24 protein-coding genes, 1 tRNA gene and 1 pseudogene are annotated in these 20,796 nt (G+C 35.9%); 23 read left to right on the top strand and 3 right to left on the bottom strand.

Annotation, left to right across the window (positions count from 1 at the left end; translation table 11 throughout):
- The first annotated feature begins 29 nt into the window (after nucleotides 1-29).
- From C8P65_RS07355 to recQ, 18 genes and pseudogenes are all read left to right on the top strand, one after another.
- Nucleotides 30-800, top strand: coding sequence for an enoyl-CoA hydratase/isomerase family protein (locus C8P65_RS07355; protein WP_107782243.1), 771 nt, complete (start codon nucleotides 30-32; stop codon nucleotides 798-800).
- Nucleotides 797-1,903, top strand: coding sequence for an alanine racemase (gene alr, locus C8P65_RS07350; RefSeq protein ID WP_107782242.1), 1,107 nt, complete (start codon nucleotides 797-799; stop codon nucleotides 1,901-1,903). The genes C8P65_RS07355 and alr overlap by 4 nt, the downstream gene beginning before the upstream one ends.
- A gap of 73 nt (nucleotides 1,904-1,976) precedes the next feature.
- Nucleotides 1,977-2,049: transfer RNA gene (locus C8P65_RS07345), tRNA-Met, on the top strand.
- 235 nt (nucleotides 2,050-2,284) lie between these two features.
- Entirely contained in the window at nucleotides 2,285-2,752 is a 468-nt protein-coding gene (locus C8P65_RS07340) for a hypothetical protein (RefSeq protein ID WP_146162926.1), read from the top strand.
- Between the two features lie 116 nt (nucleotides 2,753-2,868).
- Nucleotides 2,869-3,084 (top strand): hypothetical protein, encoded by a 216-nt coding sequence (locus C8P65_RS07335; RefSeq protein WP_198539592.1) that lies wholly within the window; start codon nucleotides 2,869-2,871, stop codon nucleotides 3,082-3,084.
- Nucleotides 3,085-3,099: 15 nt separating this feature from the next.
- A pseudogene (locus C8P65_RS12405) lies at nucleotides 3,100-3,198 on the top strand (guanylate kinase); the annotation flags it as partial.
- A gap of 57 nt (nucleotides 3,199-3,255) precedes the next feature.
- Nucleotides 3,256-3,762 (top strand): hypothetical protein, encoded by a 507-nt coding sequence (locus tag C8P65_RS07325; protein WP_095912809.1) that lies wholly within the window; start codon nucleotides 3,256-3,258, stop codon nucleotides 3,760-3,762.
- A 279-nt stretch (nucleotides 3,763-4,041) separates the two neighbouring features.
- A complete protein-coding gene (locus C8P65_RS07320) occupies nucleotides 4,042-4,455 on the top strand; it encodes a hypothetical protein (RefSeq protein WP_245887361.1) in 414 nt (137 codons plus the stop codon).
- 63 nt (nucleotides 4,456-4,518) lie between these two features.
- Nucleotides 4,519-5,076, top strand: coding sequence for a hypothetical protein (locus C8P65_RS07315; RefSeq protein ID WP_107782240.1), 558 nt, complete (start codon nucleotides 4,519-4,521; stop codon nucleotides 5,074-5,076).
- A 113-nt stretch (nucleotides 5,077-5,189) separates the two neighbouring features.
- Nucleotides 5,190-5,600, top strand: a complete 411-nt coding sequence (locus C8P65_RS07310; RefSeq protein WP_107782239.1) for a hypothetical protein — start codon at nucleotides 5,190-5,192, stop codon at nucleotides 5,598-5,600.
- A 492-nt stretch (nucleotides 5,601-6,092) separates the two neighbouring features.
- The gene (locus C8P65_RS07305) at nucleotides 6,093-6,656 is read left to right on the top strand and encodes a hypothetical protein (RefSeq protein ID WP_107782238.1); all 564 of its coding nucleotides are present in this window, start codon (nucleotides 6,093-6,095) and stop codon (nucleotides 6,654-6,656) included.
- 142 nt (nucleotides 6,657-6,798) lie between these two features.
- Nucleotides 6,799-7,653, top strand: a complete 855-nt coding sequence (locus tag C8P65_RS07300) for a YicC/YloC family endoribonuclease (protein ID WP_095912807.1) — start codon at nucleotides 6,799-6,801, stop codon at nucleotides 7,651-7,653.
- The gene (gene gmk, locus C8P65_RS07295) at nucleotides 7,653-8,219 is read left to right on the top strand and encodes a guanylate kinase (RefSeq protein WP_107782237.1); all 567 of its coding nucleotides are present in this window, start codon (nucleotides 7,653-7,655) and stop codon (nucleotides 8,217-8,219) included. The genes C8P65_RS07300 and gmk overlap by 1 nt, the downstream gene beginning before the upstream one ends.
- Nucleotides 8,216-8,803: a nicotinate (nicotinamide) nucleotide adenylyltransferase gene (nadD, locus tag C8P65_RS07290; RefSeq protein ID WP_107782236.1), complete on the top strand. Its 588-nt coding sequence runs from the start codon at nucleotides 8,216-8,218 to the stop codon at nucleotides 8,801-8,803. Before gmk ends, nadD begins: the two co-directional genes overlap by 4 nt.
- 24 nt (nucleotides 8,804-8,827) lie before the next feature.
- The gene (locus tag C8P65_RS07285; protein WP_107782235.1) at nucleotides 8,828-9,295 is read left to right on the top strand and encodes a low molecular weight protein-tyrosine-phosphatase; all 468 of its coding nucleotides are present in this window, start codon (nucleotides 8,828-8,830) and stop codon (nucleotides 9,293-9,295) included.
- Nucleotide 9,296: 1 nt separating this feature from the next.
- On the top strand, nucleotides 9,297-9,917 hold the full coding sequence (gene recR, locus C8P65_RS07280; protein ID WP_107782234.1) for a recombination mediator RecR: 621 nt from the start codon (nucleotides 9,297-9,299) through the stop codon (nucleotides 9,915-9,917).
- 15 nt (nucleotides 9,918-9,932) lie between these two features.
- The gene (locus tag C8P65_RS07275) at nucleotides 9,933-10,511 is read left to right on the top strand and encodes a DUF3109 family protein (RefSeq protein WP_107782233.1); all 579 of its coding nucleotides are present in this window, start codon (nucleotides 9,933-9,935) and stop codon (nucleotides 10,509-10,511) included.
- A 101-nt stretch (nucleotides 10,512-10,612) separates the two neighbouring features.
- The gene (gene recQ / locus C8P65_RS07270; protein ID WP_107782232.1) at nucleotides 10,613-12,802 is read left to right on the top strand and encodes a DNA helicase RecQ; all 2,190 of its coding nucleotides are present in this window, start codon (nucleotides 10,613-10,615) and stop codon (nucleotides 12,800-12,802) included.
- Nucleotides 12,803-12,869: 67 nt separating this feature from the next.
- Here recQ and C8P65_RS07265 read toward each other — a convergent pair whose 3' ends face one another.
- On the bottom strand, nucleotides 12,870-14,045 hold the full coding sequence (locus C8P65_RS07265; protein WP_107782231.1) for an alanine dehydrogenase: 1,176 nt from the start codon (nucleotides 14,043-14,045) through the stop codon (nucleotides 12,870-12,872).
- On the bottom strand, nucleotides 14,045-15,466 hold the full coding sequence (gene dnaA / locus C8P65_RS07260) for a chromosomal replication initiator protein DnaA (protein ID WP_095912800.1): 1,422 nt from the start codon (nucleotides 15,464-15,466) through the stop codon (nucleotides 14,045-14,047). The genes C8P65_RS07265 and dnaA overlap by 1 nt, the downstream gene beginning before the upstream one ends.
- A gap of 213 nt (nucleotides 15,467-15,679) precedes the next feature.
- Between dnaA and C8P65_RS07255 the strand changes: the two genes are divergently transcribed.
- On the top strand, nucleotides 15,680-16,099 hold the full coding sequence (locus tag C8P65_RS07255) for an acyl-CoA thioesterase (RefSeq protein ID WP_009392848.1): 420 nt from the start codon (nucleotides 15,680-15,682) through the stop codon (nucleotides 16,097-16,099).
- Nucleotides 16,100-16,227: 128 nt separating this feature from the next.
- Here the strand turns inward: C8P65_RS07255 and C8P65_RS07250 are convergent, their stop codons facing one another.
- Entirely contained in the window at nucleotides 16,228-17,130 is a 903-nt protein-coding gene (locus C8P65_RS07250; protein WP_107782230.1) for a GYDIA family GHMP kinase, read from the bottom strand.
- Nucleotides 17,131-17,199: 69 nt separating this feature from the next.
- Here C8P65_RS07250 and pdxA point away from each other — a divergent pair, with 69 nt between their 5' ends.
- From pdxA to C8P65_RS07230, 4 genes are all read left to right on the top strand, one after another.
- Complete coding sequence (gene pdxA / locus C8P65_RS07245; RefSeq protein WP_107782301.1) at nucleotides 17,200-18,258, top strand: 4-hydroxythreonine-4-phosphate dehydrogenase PdxA; 1,059 nt, start codon at nucleotides 17,200-17,202, stop codon at nucleotides 18,256-18,258.
- 7 nt (nucleotides 18,259-18,265) lie between these two features.
- Nucleotides 18,266-19,156, top strand: a complete 891-nt coding sequence (locus tag C8P65_RS07240; RefSeq protein WP_107782229.1) for a Ppx/GppA phosphatase family protein — start codon at nucleotides 18,266-18,268, stop codon at nucleotides 19,154-19,156.
- Entirely contained in the window at nucleotides 19,153-20,115 is a 963-nt protein-coding gene (locus C8P65_RS07235) for a KpsF/GutQ family sugar-phosphate isomerase (RefSeq protein WP_009392855.1), read from the top strand. The genes C8P65_RS07240 and C8P65_RS07235 overlap by 4 nt, the downstream gene beginning before the upstream one ends.
- A gap of 145 nt (nucleotides 20,116-20,260) precedes the next feature.
- Nucleotides 20,261-20,794, top strand: coding sequence for a hypothetical protein (locus C8P65_RS07230; protein WP_009392857.1), 534 nt, complete (start codon nucleotides 20,261-20,263; stop codon nucleotides 20,792-20,794).
- The last annotated feature ends 2 nt before the right edge of the window (nucleotides 20,795-20,796 follow it).

Here is a 20,796-nt window from a genome sequence, read left to right as displayed (position 1 = left end):
ATTATACTTTTGCCACAAAATTTGTAACTATGACAACTGATAGACAACAAGGTTCTTTATACACAAAGATAGATAACCAACTGGCAATCATTACTTTTGGTCACCCAAATGCTAATGCTTTTCCATTGGTGCTCTTGGAAAGGCTAACGCAAGAAATTGATGTTTTGTCAGAAAACAATGCGGTGAGTATTATCCTTTTAAAAAGCGAAGGCGATAGAGCGTTTTGTGCAGGAGCTTCATTTGACGAACTTTTGGCTATTACTAATGAGGCTGAAGGTTGTAAGTTTTTTGAAGGGTTTGCACATCTTTTCTTAGCTATGCGCCGTTGCAAAAAGCTGATTATCGGAAGAGTACAAGGGAAAGCTGTAGGTGGCGGTGTAGGGTTATTAGCTGCTTTAGACTATGTATTTGCTACTGAAGCTGTGAGTATAAAACTCTCTGAACTTTCGCTTGGTATAGGTCCGTTTGTGATTGCTCCAGTTATCTTGCGCAAAGCAGGACAGGCTGCCTTAAATGAGCTTTTTATGGCACCAGACCAATGGAAAAATGCCTATTGGGCACAGCAAAAAGGACTTATAGCACGTGTGTATGAAACAACTAAAGAGATGGACGAAGCTATTGACCATTTTTTAGTTACCCTACTAAAATCTAACCCACAGGCATTATCAGAGATGAAACGCGTAACCTGGCAACATACGGAACACTGGGAACGAGAACTTATAGATAATGCGGCTATTTCTGGCAGGTTGGTGCTTTCAGAACAAACAAGATTAATGTTAGAAAAATTGAAAAATAAATGAAAACTGAAGAAACAGTATTAGAAATTGACCTTACCGCTTTAGAGAGAAACATACAATATTTGAAAAGTAGGCTAAAACCTACTACTTGGTTTTTGGCAGTAGTAAAAGCCTCATCATACGGCAATGAAGCTACCCAAATAGCTGCATATATAGAGAAAAAAAAGTTAGCTAACTATTTTGCGGTAGCCTATACTTCTGAAGGTATCGCACTACGCAAACGCGGTATTAACTTGCCTATCATAGTACTGCACCCACAAAGTATTAATTTTGATGATATTATAAAATATCAATTAGAACCGACTCTTTACTCACTTAGAACAGCACATTTGTTTTTAGAATATGCTGAAAAGCACCAATTATCTGACTATCCTGTGCACCTTAAATGCAACACAGGGCTTAACCGGTTAGGTTTTGATTTCAATCAAATAGACGAAGTGCTTAGTTTGTTAAAAAACAATGCTACTGTAAAGGTAAAAACAGCTTATTCGCATCTGGCTGCCTCAGAAGATATGAATGAGAAAGTATTTACCGAAAACCAGATACAGCGTTTTATCGCTTTTCAGGAAAAGATAAATCAGACTTTTGCACATAAAGTGATTTACCACCAGTGCAATACTTCAGGGATACTCAATTATCCTGAAGCACAGTTTGATATGGTGCGCAGTGGTATAGGGATGTATGGTTTTGCTAATGACGCTGCTCTTCAGCCTTATTTGACCCCTATAATGTCGTTAAAAAGTGTAATTTCGCAAATTCACCACCTTGAAATAGGTGATAGTTTAGGCTACAACAGAGGTTACATAGCAGATCATATCACTAAGACCGCTACTATACCTGTGGGACACGCCGATGGTATCAACCGAATTTACGGCAAAGGAAAGGGATTTGTGTTTATACACGGGAAAAAAACCCCTATTCTGGGAAATGTATGTATGGATATGATAATGGTAGACATCACCCATATCGATTGTGAAGAAGGAGATGAGGTAATAGTGTTTGACAAAGATCATACAGCAGAGACTTTAGCAGAATCAGCAGGTACAATATCATATGAATTGATGACCTCTATGGCGCACAGAATCAAGCGTTTATATATAGAATGATAAAAAATATTAAAAAAAGTTGCTAAAAAGTTTGCTATATAAAAAAAAGTTTGTACTTTTGCACCCAGAAAATCGCGGGATAGAGCAGTAGGTAGCTCGTCGGGCTCATAACCCGAAGGTCACTGGTTCGAGTCCAGTTCCCGCTACAAAATTTAGATAGCTGAAAAAGAGTGGTTTATATGCATAAATCACTCTTTTTTTATGTCTGAATTTAGTAAGAAATTGAAAAACGAATACGCTAACGCATACGGAAACGAATACGCTATGAAAAACAAAGGTGTGGCAAACGGTACTTAATTTAATTTTTTATTAAAGTAATTTCTGTAAGGGGAAGTAATCCTCTTCATGTCTTAATAAAAAAGAGAGAAAATGTTAAAAAAGATGAGACAATTATCAAAAGTTAAAGAAATTATAATCATAATTCTTTTTCTTTTTTCTTGCCAATATAACAAGAACCAAGAAAGTTTTTACATCCAAAGTAGAATAGAAATACGTAATTCTACAAGTTTTTCAGAGTATGAAATGTATTATTTTAGAAATAAAGAATATGCTGTAAGAGAGAAAATATATTTTAATTCTTTTGGAAAAGTAGATTCAGTAATGATAAGTTCAGGAATATGGTTTTATAGAACTCCTAAGGAAAAACAACTTTCTTTTTCCTTTAGTAATAATGAGGATAAATATCAAAAATATAGTATAAAATTAAACACTTTAAACCATTCTATTATAGATGGGATGGATACAATATATAATTTTAAACAAAAAGAGGGAAAACTATATTATGAAGACAAAAAGAGAGGCTCTTTTTATATTTATGAGATAGGACTTCTCTTTAACAAAAAAATATGACACTATAGCAAAAGTGTATGGATTCGTTTGTACAAGCTCCCCAATATCGAACTCCTTTTTATTTTTTTAAGCAATGACTTCTCTAAAAAAAGATACGCAATGATATAACTAATTTTGTGCTAACAGATAGCAAAATCTATTTTGCAAGTCATTTTAATAGTAAAATAGGAGCGTTAGATAGAGTTACCAAAAAACTCATTTGGGAGTATGATTTTAAAAAAGAAGAAGGTGCAGAACCGAGAATTATGGAGCTTCAAGGTAATGAAAATCTATTAGGAGTCTTAAGTTCTCAAGGAACTTTATATATTTTTGAAAGAGAAGGAAATACCTAGACTGTATAAAAGAAAGATGTATGGGAAGAAAGAACTCCTATAAAAGGGTTAAAATTTGAGGAAGAACCTATTGTCTATCTCAAGAAAAACGATGTCTGGTTAGTTGAACATTAGAGCAGAAAAAGTGAATAATACAATAGAGAGAACCTTATCTAAAAATATTATAATAATATGATTACTAATGTATTATGGCGAAAAAAAGAAAATAATAAAGATTATTATTTCAATTATAAAAATCCTAATGAAAAAGATCAAGCATTACAATTTGGCAATAGAATGACAATTGATGCTATTGAATGGAATTATAAGAATAAGAAATATGAAATATCTTTTGCGGCAAAAGAATTTGGAGATGTTCTTATAGAAAAAGATAAGATTTTTATCCAATATCAAACGGCAGAAGCATCTTTCCCTGCTCCAAATAACATTGTAATATACACTCCTACAGCAGAAATAGAGAAGGTACTAACAACGCCTATATTACCTAATGGTAAAAAAGGAGGAGGTTTTTTACAAATAAATAAGATAATTTCAAATAAGAATAATAATCTTATTAGAGAATTTGAGAATCATTTAGAGGTGTGGGTTTGGGAAGATGAACGAAGCCCGTGGATTTATCATTATTTTTTTAATATTGATACATATGAATTCATTTTCAGATTAAAAAGTAGATACTAAATATTTTTTAGTAAATAAAGTTCCTTGACATGAACCCCTTTTTGATATTAGAAATGGCAAACTATTTAGATGCGCTATTATTAATAGATGAAAAAACAGTAATTGACCTGCAATTTATTGAAGAATTGGAGGGAAAACAATAAAAGCTATTTAATATGTCTGGGAAAAATATAACGAATCTGTTAACATTTTGGCAAAAAGAACTCTCTAAGAAAACAAGAGAAACAGAAATTAAATTTGAAATTAGAGCATTAGCATTAGAAGAGTTTATTGAATAATATGAAAAAGATAAAAATAGGTAGATATAGTTTTGTTAATATAACAAAGGATGGCGATATTGATTATAAAAGATGGATTGATTTTATAGAATCTCATAAGGATTATTTTATCTGGTATGAAGATACAGAAGAAGGAAAAAAAATAAGAGAAAGGATAGATGAATTTTCCCAAAGAGTAAAAGAAGGAGTTTTGTATAAATTAAACAAGACAAATGTTTATTGCACAAAAAAACTTTCTAAAAATTCTTGGGATTGTATAATCTCATACAATATAGAAAACAATATTTCAGTTCATTTGGAGAAAAAAATCACTAAAACAATAGCTGAAATTCTATTAGAAATGGCTAATTATTTAGAAGCTAAAATTATCATTGATGATAAGAAAGAGTTTATTAGCTTAGAACAATTGGATTAGGAAAAGGAAAGACATTAGAGACTTTTAATGAGAATATTATTAATTTTGAAATAATAAAATAAAATGGGAATAACAGAAAAAGATAAAGAACTAATACTTTTATTATGTGAAAGAAAAATTTCTATTGAAGATTTTAAAACTCTTACAAAATTTATAGCAAATAAAGAAATCTTAAAGGAATTATTATATGAAACAAAGAATAGAATTAATGAGTATAATGACAATAATTACTTTGAGGCTCTTTTTTGGCGTTTACCTAAAATTTTGACTTTTACAGAAAAAGAGGAAATATACCAAGAGTTTTTATTACAAAAGTTTCACCATGAACACGAAGAGATGGCAAGTGCTTTTCAGACTATTTTTAACAACAATACTGAAAATATACCTATTCTATTAAAAGCGATAGATAATATTCCTGAGTATTTAGAGCCAGAAGATTTCAAATATCCTTATGTACGAAAAATCATTTATGCTATAGGAGCTCAACCACAGCCTGAGAGTCTTTTAGCTTTAGAAAAATTAGCATCTGAGACTAATGATACCGAAATAAAGAAGTTAGCCTTGCACCAGTTAGAAAAGAGAAAAGAATTGGGACGATGGGAGTATGAAAAGAATAGATGATTAGAGTTTAAACTATTGTATTTCTTGTCAAGGAGTTATTCAAGATTTTTCAAATATGTTTCCAAATGTAAAAATTTATTTAGTCGATGGTTTAAAATATAAGCACAAAGAATATGATTAAAATAGAAAGAAATACTAAGCCTTTTTGCTTAATTAAAGAAAAAAAGATGGATTGGGGAGAAAAATATGATGAATATTCTCCAATGTTTAATATCATATTAATATCTAGTAATTATTCTCTTGAAGAATCTATTGTGTTCTTTGGGGAAAACAATTTTAAAAAGCAATTGCTTTCATTGTATAATGTTATAAATAACAAAGAGGAACAAGAGCGAATTATAAATTATAATAATGAAAGAATTGAGAATCGTCCATACATATTAGATTTAATAAAGTTCTATATTGAAAAGAATAAAGACATTCTATCTCCTTGGGAGAAATATGATTTAGGGCTTAAAGAACTTGACTTTATTAAAATAATTATTTATGAAATGGAGAAAGAGCTATATTATGTGAATGAATAAAATTAATAAAGAAAAGAGTTCGTTCCTAAATTAGTTGAAAAACTTAATTTAGGTAAGTTTATAAGAAGATAGGTGATTATGAAGTTTATAAAAATGGAGAAGTACCTTTCCCTAAAATAAGTTTACCATAATAAGCCCTAAGAGTAATAAAAAAACAATTAAAATGTCCATTACATTATTCGCAACGTTTTATACTTTTTATCGCATATCTTTCATTCATATCTTAGACGGCAATTAGACGGCAACCAAACGGCAACTAGACGGCAACAAAAACACAAAATAGCATTATCAAAAATGCAATAAAAAAGCAAAAACATTGAGAATAATTCAAAACTAATTCCTTGCCTAAAATAAAAATAAAATAAAATTTTCTACTTTTTATTTGCTAGATTCAAAATTAAAACATAACTTTGTCACGTATTCAATTAACCAACAGATGAATATAAAATGAAGAGTGATTAATAATGTATTGAATTTTAAATTATATAAACAATGGCTAGAATTAAAAATAACTTCGCTATGGTTGGTATAACTGGTAAAGTAGGTGATATTTTCGTATACCGACAAAGAAATGGAAAAACTATCGTTGCAAGAACGCCTAATCGTACTGCTCCTTTAAGTCAGAAGCAAAAAGACCAAACAAAACGCTTTAAGGCTGCTATAACGTATGCACAAAATGCCCTTTTAGACCCCTCTCTAAAAGAATATTACAACGATGAAGCTAAGAGAAAAACTAATATGTCACCTTATAACGCTGCAGTTGCTGACTATCTAACTACTCCCATTATTATTAATGTAGATACTTCTCAATATACTGGAGAAGCTACCGCTCAAAAAATAACTTTTGAAGTAGAAAATAGCAATAAAGTTATTTCTGTAAAAGTATCCATTATTGCTAAAAACAAATCTACTATAGAAGAAGGTATTGCTACCCTATCAAAAGGAAAATGGACATATAGCACTACCTCCATTAATACTGAAAAAGAAGGGACAAAAATTATTATCAATGCTACCGACCGACCAGGAAACACTGCTAAAAAGGAAATAGTATTGTAGATTTATAAGAAAGCTATTTAAAAAGAGTATTTTTAGATAGCTTTCTTGTTTTTCAAAGGTATGCAAAAACAAAAAATATCTTTCAATTATAGTTGCTAATTCTTAATTATTTACTATCTTTGCACTTATAAAAAACGATGTTATGATACAATCAATGACAGGCTTTGGAAAAAGCGTTATATCACTTGCTGATAAGCACATAAGTGTTGAAATCAAATCATTAAACAGTAAGAGTATTGATATTAATACCCGCATACCACTGATTTACAGGGAAAAAGAATTAGACTTTAGAAAACTCATAGCAGAGCAATTGCTACGCGGAAAAGTAGACTTTACTATTCTGGTAGAGAATATTGGCAACCAAACCCCCTCAAAGATTAATGAAAACATCGTAAAAGCGTATATAGAGCAAATGCGAAATATAGTTGATGGCGATCGTACAGAACTGCTAAAAATGGCAGTGCGTATGCCTGATGCGCTACAGACCTCTACTGAAAGCATCACCGAAGAGGAGTTTGCTGCTATTTTTGAACATATTGCTATCGCTATTGCCGACCTTCAGAATTTCCGTTTGCAAGAGGGAAAAGTATTAGAGAAAGACTTCCTACTTAGGATACAAAATATCAACCATTACCTACAACAAGTACAAGCCTTAGACAGCGAACGTTTGCTACTAGTGCGCGAGAGACTAGAAAAAGCTGTAGCCGATATACAAAATGTAGATGCTAATAGGTTTGAACAAGAACTTATTTTCTACTTAGAAAAACTGGACATTACAGAAGAAAAAATACGTCTTAAGAAACACTTAGACTACTTCATTGAAACTCTTCAATCTGAAGACTCTAACGGACGAAAATTGAGCTTTATAGCCCAAGAAATAGGTAGAGAAATAAATACATTGGGTTCAAAAGCTAACTTTGCCCCTATGCAGCAGATAGTAGTGCAAATGAAAGATGAACTCGAAAAGATTAAAGAACAGGTACTGAATGTATTATAATGAATAAGCTTATTATTTTTTCAGCTCCTTCGGGGAGTGGTAAGACTACTATCGTGAAGCATTTGCTTTCACTGGCTCCGCTTAATTTAGCGTTTTCTATTTCGGCAACCTCGCGTGCCCCTCGTGGTGAGGAGGTACACGGTAAGGAATATTATTTTCTTTCAGCTGAAGAGTTCAAACAGCGAATTGCTGATAACGATTTCTTAGAATGGGAAGAGGTATATCAAAACTACTTTTACGGCACCCTAAAATCGGAAGTAGAACGGCTGTGGGCTATGGGCAAAAACGTAGTATTCGATATTGATGTAGCAGGAGGATTGCGCATCAAAAAGCAATTCCCCGACCAAACCTTAGCTATCTTTGTCGAACCTCCTAGCATAACTGTATTAGAGGAGCGTTTGCGAGCTCGACAAACAGAGACTGAAGAGAAAATACAGATGCGCTTAGACAAAGCAGCACAAGAAATGGCAACAGCTCATCTTTTCGATGTTATTATCAAAAATGATGACCTACCGCGTGCCCTGCAAGAGGCTGAAAACCTTGTAACTGATTTTATTAACAAATGAGAAAACAAATAGGTTTATTTTTTGGGTCATTCAACCCTATTCATATTGGGCATCTCATTTTGGCAAACCACTTGGCAGAGCATAGTGCACTGCACGAAGTATGGTTAGTAGTAACACCTCAGAATCCGTTCAAGGAAAAGCAATCGTTATTAGACAATCACTTACGCCTTGAAATGGCTGAGTTGGCCGTAGATGATTATCCTAAACTTCGCACTTGCAATATAGAGTTTCATTTGCCACAACCCAATTATACAGTCAATACATTAGCTCACTTAGGTGAAAAATACCCTGACGTAGACTTTGCTCTGATTATGGGAGAAGATAATCTGAAAAGTTTTCACAAGTGGAAGAATTACGAGCATATATTAGCTAACTATCAGCTTTACATCTATCCGCGTATCTCTGAGGGAATAGTGGCTGAAGCGTTGGGCAATCACCCGCACATTACTCGTATTGCAGCTCCGATTATAGAATTATCAGCCACCTTTATTCGCGATGAAATAAAGGCGAGACACAATGTGCGTCCGCTGCTACCTGAGAAAGTATGGCAGTATATTGACAAAATGGGATTGTATTTGAAATAAGAAATAAAGTAATAAAAAAGAAAAATGAAGAAAACAAAAATATTAATGGTTTGCTTGGGTAATATCTGCCGCTCACCATTAGCTGAAGGAGTTATGCGCAGCAAACTTCCTGTTGATTCTTTTGAAGTAGATTCAGCAGGAACAGCTAACTATCATATAGGTGATGCTCCTGACCCGCGTAGTATTGCCTCAGGTAAAAAGCACGGAGTAGACATCTCGATGCTTCGAGGAAGACAATTCAGCATAACTGATTTTGAAGCTTTTGACTATATTTTCGTAATGGATAGAAGTAATTATCAGCATCTTATCCGTTTAGCGAGAAACGAACACGATTTAAACAAAATCTCATTTCTTGGTGATGCTCTTGGCAAGGTAGCCAAAGCTGAAATACCAGACCCTTATTACGGTAGTGAAGCTGATTTTGAAAAAGTATATCAACTTATAGATGCTGCTTGCGACAAAGTAGCACACAAACTAACAACTAACAGCTAAATTGGACTTTTCATCAAAACTCTTAGAGAATGCAGTATATGAGATTGGACAGCTACCAAGCATAGGCAAACGGACGGCTCTGCGGTTAGCTTTGCATCTGCTCAAACAACCAGAAGAACAAACGCTACAGCTGGCACAGGCATTGGTAGCCCTACGCACTCATATAGTGTACTGCAAAAATTGTCATAACATTTCGGATGTAGAAATATGCGAAATATGTGCTAACCCCGTGCGCGACACAGGGGTTATCTGTGTAGTAGAAGACTTTCGCGATGTGATGGCAATAGAAAACACAGGACAATTTTTTGGTCAGTATCACGTATTAGGGGGCAAAATATCACCTATTGATGGTATTGCCCCTTCTAATTTGCAAATAGCCTCTTTAGTAGAAAAAGTAAAGCAAGGCAAAGTGAATGAGCTTATTTTAGCTCTAAGCAATACTATGGAGGGTGACACTACTAATTTCTATATTTACAAGCAAGTAGAACCTTATAACATCACAATTTCCACTATAGCACGCGGTATAGCGGTAGGTGCTGAAATAGAATATACTGATGAGGTAACATTAGGGCGTAGTATTGCGCACCGAATACCTTTTGAAAAGGCAATTAAAGCAGTTTAAAAGAAAACACAAAAAATGATACAAGTAGCTAACACTATTATTTCGGAAGATATTATAGATAACGAGTTTGTGTGCAACCTAACTTCCTGCAAGGGAGCTTGCTGCATAGAAGGCGATGCAGGAGCTCCTGTAGAAGAGAGTGAGCTAAGAATAATGAAGCGTATTTATCCGGAAGTAGAACCTTATCTAACTGATGAAGGTAGGGCTGCTATTGAGGCTCAAGGGGTATATGTGAAAGGAGAAGACGGCGATTGGGAAACACCTCTTATCAACGGAGGAGAGTGCGCTTATGTAGTTAGAAATGAAAACGGATGGGCGCTATGTGCTATTGAGCAAGCCTATAATGACAAGAAAATAGATTGGAAGAAGCCTATTTCGTGTCACCTCTACCCTATCCGACTACGTGAATATAGTTCATTTACAGCGGTTAATTACCATCGTTGGTCACCTATATGCGATGACGCTTGTGCTTTAGGCAAAGAACTACAAGTGCCTATATATAAATTTGTAAAAAATGCTCTTATTAGAAAATTTGGAGAAGAATGGTATGAAGAATTAGAGCTAATTGCTGAGCACTTAAAAGAAAAAAAATAATTTTTTGTATTTATTTTGGGGTTATCAGAAAAAGTTGTATATTTGTAAAATAAAATTGGATACAGAATAACTCAGCACTAAAGAAACAAGAAAAGTTAAATATGAAAATGACAAAGAATGATTTACACGATGCGCTGAAGCATTACTTCGGTTTTGAAGCGTTTAAAGGGCATCAAGAAGAGATTATTACCAGTGTGATTAACAAGGAGAATACCTTTGTTATAATGCCCACAGGTGGTGGTAAATCATTGTGCTACCAACTACCTGCTTTAGTTTTAGAAGGCACTGCCATTGTGATTTCGCCTCTGATTGCTCTGATGAAAAACCAAGTAGATGCGATGCGTGGTATTTCGTCTACTGATAGTATTGCACACGTACTTAATTCATCACTTACCAAAAATGAAATTCGCGAAGTGATGGAAGATATTAGCAATGGCAAAACCAAATTATTATATGTAGCTCCTGAATCTCTCATCAAAGAGGAATATGCTAATTTCTTAAAGACAGTGCCTATATCATTTGTTGCTGTAGATGAAGCGCACTGTATCTCAGAATGGGGACACGACTTCCGCCCCGAATACCGAAATATAAAAACTATTATTGAACGATTGGGCAGTAATATCCCTATAGTAGCCCTCACGGCTACAGCTACCCCTAAGGTGCAAGAAGACATACTGAAAAACTTAGGTATGTTAGAAGCTAATGTATTCAAATCGTCATTCAATCGCCCTAATTTATACTACGAAGTACGCCCTAAGACTAAGAATGTAGATGCTGATATTATCCGATTTGTAAAGCAAAATCCTAAAAAATCTGGCATTATATATTGTCTTAGCAGAAAGAAAGTAGAAGACCTTGCTCAAACACTACAAGTAAATGGTATTTCGGCAGTGCCATACCACGCGGGTTTAGACGCTAAAACACGCGCTAAACACCAAGATATGTTCTTAATGGAAGAAGTAGATGTAGTCGTGGCTACGATTGCTTTTGGTATGGGTATTGATAAACCTGATGTACGCTTTGTTATTCACCACGATATTCCTAAAAGTATTGAGAGTTATTATCAAGAAACAGGACGTGCTGGGCGTGATGGTGGTGAAGGACATTGTTTGGCTTTCTACTCATACAAAGATGTTGAGAAGTTAGAGAAATTTATGATAGGCAAACCTATAGCTGAACAAGAAATAGGCCAAGCCTTACTACAGGACATAGTAGCATACGCAGAGACCTCAAGTTCACGTCGCAAGTTTATATTACACTACTTTGGAGAAGAGTTTGACGAAGTGAATGGTGAAGGTGCTAATATGGATGACAATGTACGTTTCCCTAAAGAAAAGAAAGAAGCTAAAGATGATGTAGTAAAGCTACTGAATGTGATTATAGCTACTAAACAGAAATTTAAAGCTAAAGAGATAGTAAATACACTCATTGGCAAAGTAAGCGCTCTCATAAAAGCACACCGCATAGATGAACAAGATTTTTTTGGTATAGGCAAAGATAAAGAAGATGCTTACTGGATGGCACTTCTACGCCAAGTAATGGTAAATGGACTTATCCGCAAAGATATTGAAACATACGGAGTGATGTTCATCACAGAAAAAGGTAAAGAATACCTTAAAAATGTAACCTCATTTATGATGACTGAGGACCATACTTTTGAAGAAGAACCAGAAGATCCTAATAATGGTAATACTTCAGTAGCAGACCCAGTACTATTAGAAATGCTTAAAGATTTGCGTAAGAAAGTAGCTAAACAAAAAGGAGTGCCACCATTTGTAGTGTTCCAAGATCCTTCATTAGAAGATATGGCACTGAAATACCCAATTACTATTCAAGAACTTACCAATGTTCACGGTATTGGAGAGGGTAAAGCAAAGAAATTTGGGGCTGAGTTTGTAAAACTTATTGAACGTTATGTAGAAGAAAATGATATTGTTAGAGCTGAAGACCTTATAGTAAAAACTACAGGCTCTAACTCGTCACTAAAGTTATTTATCATTCAGAATATAGACCGTAAATTGCCATTACCTGATATTGCTAAGGCTAAAGGTTTAGAAATGGATGAGTTCTTAAAGGAAATGGAACAAATAGTATATAGCGGTACTAAGCTAAACATTGATTATTGGGTAAATGAAATCTTTGATGAAGAACAACAGGAAGAACTACATGAATATTTTATGGAAGCAGATAGTGATAAGATTTCAATAGCTTCAAAAGAGTTTGGTGGTGATTATGAAGATGATGAACTAAGAATCTACCGACTTAAATTTATTAGTGAAGTAGCAAATTAAGAATACTTACATAATACAGAAAATAAAAAGAGAATTAAGCAAAATGACTTAATTCTCTTTTTTGTATCTAATAAAACAACAAATGCAAAGGTTTACAAGGTATTGCAAACCATTTAGAAATAGTAGTATCAGTAAGGATACCGCGATAAAGATAAAGCCCATTGCGTAAGCCTTTATCTATCTGTAAGGTATTTTCTATACCTCCCTCCTCCCCTATTTTTAGTAAATAAGGCATTACAATATTGCTCAATGAGAAAGAAGCTGTACGTGCATAACGCGAAGGAAGATTAGGCACCCCGTAGTGCAGTACATTATACTTTACATAAGTAGGATTATCTAAAGTAGTAACTTGAATAGTCTCTATGCAGCCACCTGTACCAATGCTTGTATCTACTATAACAGCTCCTTTTTTCATCAGCTGTACCATATCTTCGCTTACTACTATAGGTGAGCGTGTCTCTCCACGCATTGCCCCTATAAGCACATTACAGCGCATTAAGGCTTTCTTTAACAATTTAGGTTGTAATGCTGATGTATATACTGAAGCTGGCAGATGTCGCTTAATTTCTTTTAACTTGGTAAGCGATTTTGCAAATATTTTCACATTAGCCCCCAACCCTAATGCAGTTTTAGCTGCAGCTTCTGTTACTTCATTAGCCCCTAATAATACTACTTCTATAGGAGGAACTCCCGTAATATTGCCAAATAACAATCTACCTCTTTCAGAAATAAGCTCTGCAGCTATCAATACAGAGGCTATCCCTGTGATTTCGCTAATTGACTCGCGTATGGGGTAGTTGTCTTCTTCATCTTTTATATGCTCGAATGCTAATGCTGTGATTTGCTTTTCAGCAAGTGCTTCAAAATACGCTTTATCTTGTGTATTTATCTGTAATCCTGAGATTAGAGTAGCCTTGTGGCTGAGATAATCTATTTCTTCATACGTAGGCGGCTCTACCTTTAATACTATTGGACAAGAAAAAACTTCGCGCGTATCATATATAATCTCTGCACCTGCCTCGCTGTAATCTTTATCTGAAAAGTTAGCCTCATCACCCGCACCTGCCTCAATAAGTAGTTGATGACCGTTAGCAACAAGCACCGCTACATCATCAGGAGTTAGACAGATACGCCTCTCCTGAAATACACGTTCTTTGGGTAGCCCTATCTTTAACGATTTTTGCTCTGTGACTACTGCTAAACGTTCTTCTTGCGGTATAAGTTGTGTTAATGACGATTGCATTAGTCTGAAAATTTAGTTTCTAAATCGCTTACATACTTTTTGAACTCTCTATCAGTTTCTATCAGATTTTCAACTGTTTTGCAAGCGTGTAGCACTGTAGCGTGGTCGCGTTGACCTATCTGACTACCAATGGTTGATAACGAACTTTTGGTGTATTTCTTACTGAAAAACATCGCTAATTGGCGCGCTTGTACCACATTACGCTTACGGGTCTTAGAGTGTAATGACTCAATATCTAAATTGAAATAATCAGCTATAATTTGTTGTATGTGGTCTATCGTTAGGTCGCATTGACTATTCTTTACCGATTTTTCTATGATGCTCTGAGCCAACTCAATAGAGTATTCTTTGCGGTTGAAAGCTGCCTGTGCTATGAGTGAATTGCTCACCCCCTCCAATTCGCGAATGTTAGTACGTATATTTTCGGCTAAATAAGCTATAATATCCTCACTTATTTCAGCCCCATCAGTATAGAATTTATTTTGTAATATCTTATAACGGGTATTATAGTCAGGGGTAGTGAGCTCGGCTGAAAGTCCCCATTTGAAACGCGAAAGAAGTCGCTGTTCTATATCGAACAAATCGACTGGAGCTTTATCTGAGGTTAGAATGACCTGCTTGCCAGTTTGGTGTAAGTGATTGAAAATATGGAAGAAAGCATCTTGCGTCTTCACTTTTCCTGAAAGGAATTGTATATCATCTACAATCAGCACATCAATAAGCTGATAGAAGTGAATAAAGTCGTTGAGGTTGTTTTTGTCTTTATCTTTGGCCGTAGAAGCACTAATGAACTGCTGGGTAAACTTTTCAGCTGACACATATAGTACTTTCTTTTTAGGGTATTTCTCTTTAATATCTACCCCAATAGCGTGCGCCAAGTGCGTCTTGCCTAATCCTACTCCCCCGAAAATAAACAAAGGATTGAACGCCGTTCCCCCTGGTTTATTGGCTACAGCTATGCCCGCAGAACGCGCTAATCTATTTGATTCGCCTTCTACAAAATTATCAAAGTTTTGGTGCAAATTTAGTTGTGGATCGACTGTTATCTCTCGAATACCTGGGATTACAAAAGGGTTCTTAAGCTCAGGGTCTTTGGCCTCAGTAGCTAACGTCAAAGACTGTTTAGCTAACTCTGGTCGGTTAGTACTTGGCAGCTGCTTTTTATCAACAGGAGAGTCGATAATATATATTAATCGAGCCCCTTCACCTAAAGTGTAGGTCATAGCCGACTTGAGCAATCCTATATAATTATCTTCTAACCACTCGTAAACGAATTGGCTTGGCACTTTGATTTTAAGCGTTTTTCCTTCTAAAGTCACAGGTACTATAGGAGCGAACCACGTGAGAAATGGTTGCTCATCAATATTGTCCTTTATAAATTCGAGGCACTTAGCCCAGACTTTTTTAGTTGCTTCTTCCATAATTCTGAACTATTTTTAGGCAGCTGCTTTCACCTAAAACTTTGATTATTAGATTTTTTTACTAATTTTGCACGAAATAAATATGTTCTTATTTCAGTGAGCAAAATTGTGAATATTTTTTGAATAAAAAAAATATTTAACACTTGTTTTTGCTATTTCTTTTTCGTATGGGAGAAATTTTTAATCAATATAAAATAGCATATCTATCTAATTATGAAAGAATTACATTTTGATTATACTTTGCGTACTCGCTACGCTGAAACTGACCAAATGGGGGTAGTATATTACGGCAATTATCCTCAATACCTCGAATTAGGAAGAGTAGAGTGGCTACGGGCTATTGGTCTCACCTATAAAGAGATGGAAGCCGAAGGTATAATGATGCCCGTAGTTTCGCTTCAAATTCAATATAAAAAGCCGGCACTATATGACGAACTCATCACTATACGCACCAAACTTAAAGATTTACCTTCTACTAAAATAGAGTTTGATTACGAAATTCTGAATGAAAAAGGAGAATTACTCTCTACGGCTAACACCATTTTAGTATTTGTAGATGCTAAAACTTTTCGCCCTGTACGTTGCCCCGAAAAAGTATTAGACCTGATTAGAGGGGCTCGTGAGGGAGCATAGCATATTTTTCTAGTCAGAGGATAATTATTAGTCGTTTATTCTTCGCTGATTGTTCGCTTAGCCTTCGCTCTTCCTGTATCCTTCCTATATCGTTTGTATAGGGTAGGTATAAGGAGGATATTTTTCTTTTAAATTATCATTTCGGCGTAAGAAATACATATAGGATACCCTTTAGAGGCAAAATAGGTCGGTACATCTTCTGTTTCGGAGATTGCTAACACAAAATCACCGCCCCAAGCTCCTAAACTCTTAATTGTACCTTTAAAATCAGTAAAAAGTCGCTCTTTCACTGTAGGAATACCTAAATATTGACTAATAGTGGCTTCGTGCTCGTTCAAAAGAGTACAAAAATCGCTAATAGTATGCGCTAAAATAAGTTGTTCGGTAATTTTAGTGATGCTTTCAGCTAATTTAGGCTTGCTTTTCGTAACGGTACGATAACGTTTGATGCCCTCTTTGCTATTTTGCTTTTGGTTGAGATATACAAAATAAATGCGGTTAGTGTGTGGAAAAAGAAGTTGCAAAGGGTAACTATAAGGTCTGCCCTCTTGCAATCGGTATAACAAAGGTGTAGATGCCTTGGCACAAGCAATGTCGTAGCCACTACCTCCAAAACTCTTAAAAAGCAATTCGTACGGATTGACTTCTGCCCATTGGGCGATGTTATTGATAAGTGTAGAGGAAGAACCTAAGCCCCAAAAACGCGAAAACTCTAACTGAGTGGTTACGCTACTACGGCGATATTTTTGTTCAAAATTAGGGTTGAGAGCTGCTGCTGTACTGAGTATTTTCTGAAGTGTTTCCCACACTTTTTGGTCGGCTTCAGTGCGTATAGCAGTGCTATCGAACCACAATTGCTGGTCAGCATCAAAGGCTTTCCACACTAAGTCATTATCTGAAATAGTAGCCTGTAGCGACTGCCCTTTGGCCGTAGGTAACGCTAAGCTAAGAGCGCCATCGAGCACTGCATATTCGCCCGTGATGAGCAGTTTGCCGTGACTATGATAAAAATAAGTTTGTGTTTGTTCCATATTTTTTTATTATCTTTGCCTTTTGAAAAAACAAAAGTAATAATTATTTATCGTTCAGCATACTATTCTATGAAAGAAAAATTGATAAAAGTAGGCATTCCCGTTGGAGATATCAACGGTATTGGGTTAGAAATTATACTGAAAACCTTTGAAGATCACCAGATTTTGGAGCTTTGTACCCCTATTATCTTTGCTTCTAACAAATTAGTTTCTTTTCAGAGGAAACATTTTAATATAACCACCAATTTTCAGGGAATTGACAGCATTGGGGCTGCCCTTGAAGGCAAATTGAACGTGTTAAACTGCTGGAAAGAGACGCCAACCGTAACTTTTGGGCAAGAAACTGAAGAGGGTGGCAAATATGCTTTTTTATCGCTGCAAGCCGCTACTGAAGCCCTTAAAAACAACGAAATTGATGTATTGGTAACTGCACCTATCAACAAAAATAACATACAATCAGACGATTTTCACTTCCCTGGTCATACCGATTATTTGGCAGAACAACTAAAAGGCACCAGCTTGATGTTTATGGTAAGTGAAGACCTAAAAATAGGGTTACTGACCGACCACGTGCCGTTGAAAAATGTGTCAGCCTTAATCACTGAAAAACTGATAATGGAGAAAGCGCGCCTAATGAATGAGTCGCTCATCAAAGACTTTCGTTTGCAACGCCCTAAAATAGCTGTATTAGGTATTAATCCGCACTGTGGCGATAAGGGCGTGATAGGCACTGAAGACGATGATATAGTACGTCCGGCACTTAAAAAACTTTACTTTGATGAGAATATTTTGGTGTTTGGACCTTTTGCTGCCGATAGTTTCTTTGGGTCGCAAACCTATCGCAACTACGATGCAGTGCTCGCCCCTTATCACGACCAAGGGCTCATCGCTTTCAAAACGATTGCTTTTGGCAATGGGGTGAACTATACCGCAGGGCTTAGCAAGGTGCGCACCTCGCCTGACCACGGTACAGCCTACGAAATAGCTGGTAAAGACATCGCTGACCCTCAGTCGTTCAGGCAGGCTATTTACACCGCTTTAGATGTATTCAGAAATCGTGAAGAATATACTGAACTAACTAAAAACCCACTGAAAATCCGTACTTTAGAATTAGAAAAAGATAAATAACACCACTATGGACATTAAAAAATTAGCAGCAATAGATATTGGCTCTAACGGGGTGCGACTGCTCATCTCTAACGTGTTAGAAGAATCCGGTGAGAACCCTAAATTTACAAAAGCCAGCTTAGTGCGCGTGCCTATACGTTTAGGGGCAGACGTGTTTATTGACGGACTTATTTCGCCTGAAAATACTGATCGTCTTGCCGATGCTATGGAAGCGTTTAGACTGCTGATGAAGGTAAATCAGGTAAAAGCATACCGCGCTTGTGCTACTTCGGCTATGCGAGAAGCTACTAACGGACAAGAGGTAGCTGATGAGATTTTGAAGCGTACAGGAGTGCAAATAGACATCATTGACGGGTCTGAAGAAGCTGAAATTATAGCTTCAACTGACATTTCGAGCTTCATAAAGAGCGACAAAAACTATTTATACATAGATGTAGGGGGTGGTAGTACCGAATTTACTGTCTTTTCTAACGGAAAAATGAAGAAATCGCGCTCTTTCCCTATAGGAACAGTACGTTTGTTAGACAATAAAGTGAGCGATAAGACCTGGAAAGAGGTACAAGAGTGGATTGAGAAGCACACAGCCGACTGTCAGCCTATAGAAGCGATAGGTTCGGGGGGTAACATTAACAAAATACACAAAAACTCTAACAGCCGTGAGGGCGACCCTCTGACCTACGAGTACCTAACCGATTATTACACCTATGTATCAGGCTATACTTATGAGGAACGCATTAGGTTATTGGGCTTCAACCCTGACCGTGCCGATGTTATACTATACGCCTTAACTGTGTTTATAAACGCGATGAAATGGAGCAAAGCCCCTATTGTACACGTACCGCGTATTGGGTTGGCTGATGGAATCGTTAGAACTATTTACAACAAAGAAAACCAATGAAAACAGAAGATATTATAAACATTGCCCGACAAACTATTACAGAAGAAGCGGCGGCTGTAGCGAAACTAACGGACTATATAGACGATGATTTTACCCAAGCAGTTGATTATATACTCCACTCTAAAGGGCGTGTGGTCATCACTGGTATAGGCAAAAGCGCTATTATAGCCAATAAAATAGTGGCTACGATGAACTCAACCGGTACTCCGGCTATCTTTATGCACGCTGCTGATGCTATACACGGCGATTTGGGTATCATTCAGCAGGAAGATGTAGTGATTTGCATCTCGAAAAGCGGTAATACCCCCGAAATAAAGGTATTAGTACCCTTGCTAAAGCGCGGTAATAACAAATTAATAGCTATAACCTCTAATAAAGGGTCGGTTTTAGCACAACAGGCTGATTGGGTGCTTTATGCCCACGTAGAAAAAGAAGCCTGCCCCAACAACTTAGCCCCAACAACCAGCACTACTGCTCAGTTAGTGTTAGGCGATGCGTTAGCCGTTTGTTTATTAGAAATGAAGCATTTCGGAAGTAGTGATTTTGCTAAATATCACCCAGGAGGCGCGTTAGGCAAACGCTTGTACCTAAAAGTTTCGGATATAGTAGTGCACAACCAGAAACCCGAAGTAAGTCCGGATACAGACATCAAAAAGGTAATCGTGGAAATTTCAGCCAAAATGCTGGGAGTAGCTGCCGTGATAGACCAAGGTAATATAGTAGGTGTGGTAACTGATGGCGATATACGCCGAATGCTCAGCAAAACTGACACTATAAAAGGGCTAACCGCTAAAGATATAATGAGCGTACGCCCTAAAACTATCGATTTTGACAGTTTGGCTATTGATGCCTTAAACCTGATGGAGAAAAATAAAATCACCCAACTATTGGTGACCCAAGATGGTAAATACGCAGGTATTATACACCTGCATAACCTTATACAAGAAGGACTGTTATAATATGATTATCAACACTTTATAAACTACAATTACTATTAATATCATTAGGTAGCTTATTTTATTTGATAAAAAAAGTATGATTTATTTTCATAAGTCGTTTTTTTGTAATAATTTTGAGCCGTAAAAATACTAATATTTTTTGATTATGAAATTTTACTTTTGGTTTTTAGCCCTTTCAATGGCGCTTATTTCTTGTAAAAAGAACTCACAACAACTCACTCCAGAACAGCAACAAGCCAAACTACAAGAGCAATTAGATTCTATTGCTAATATAAAATTTACTGAAATTGTAAAAGAAGATGTAGATACTTATCCTATTTTTAAAGGGGTTTGTGACTCTGCTACTACTAAAGCAGGGCAGAAAGAGTGTTTTGAGAAGACCTTTGCAGCTTTGTTTCAAGAACGCCTGAAAAAAGACCCTTATGAGGTAACAGAACCTGTAACAGAACGTATTCTCCTAAATATAAGAGTAGATAATACCGGTAAAATAGTGCTGCTTGATATGCAGGCTGACGATCGTACTAGAGAGTTATTAAGCACTGAAAATGAGAGCTTTGAAGATTCGTTGCGCGCTAATCTTTCGGTACTTTCAGACAACGATGCTATCAAACCCGCTACTAAAAACGGACAAAACGTAAGCACTCAGTTTAAACTTCCTGTTGAAATAAACGTAAAATAACT

Origin of the sequence: Capnocytophaga leadbetteri, assembly GCF_003054025.1 — a bacterium.
GTDB lineage: Bacteria > Bacteroidota > Bacteroidia > Flavobacteriales > Flavobacteriaceae > Capnocytophaga > Capnocytophaga leadbetteri.
Note: the sequence above shows the minus strand (reverse complement) of the source record. Positions and strands in the feature narration are given on the sequence as shown.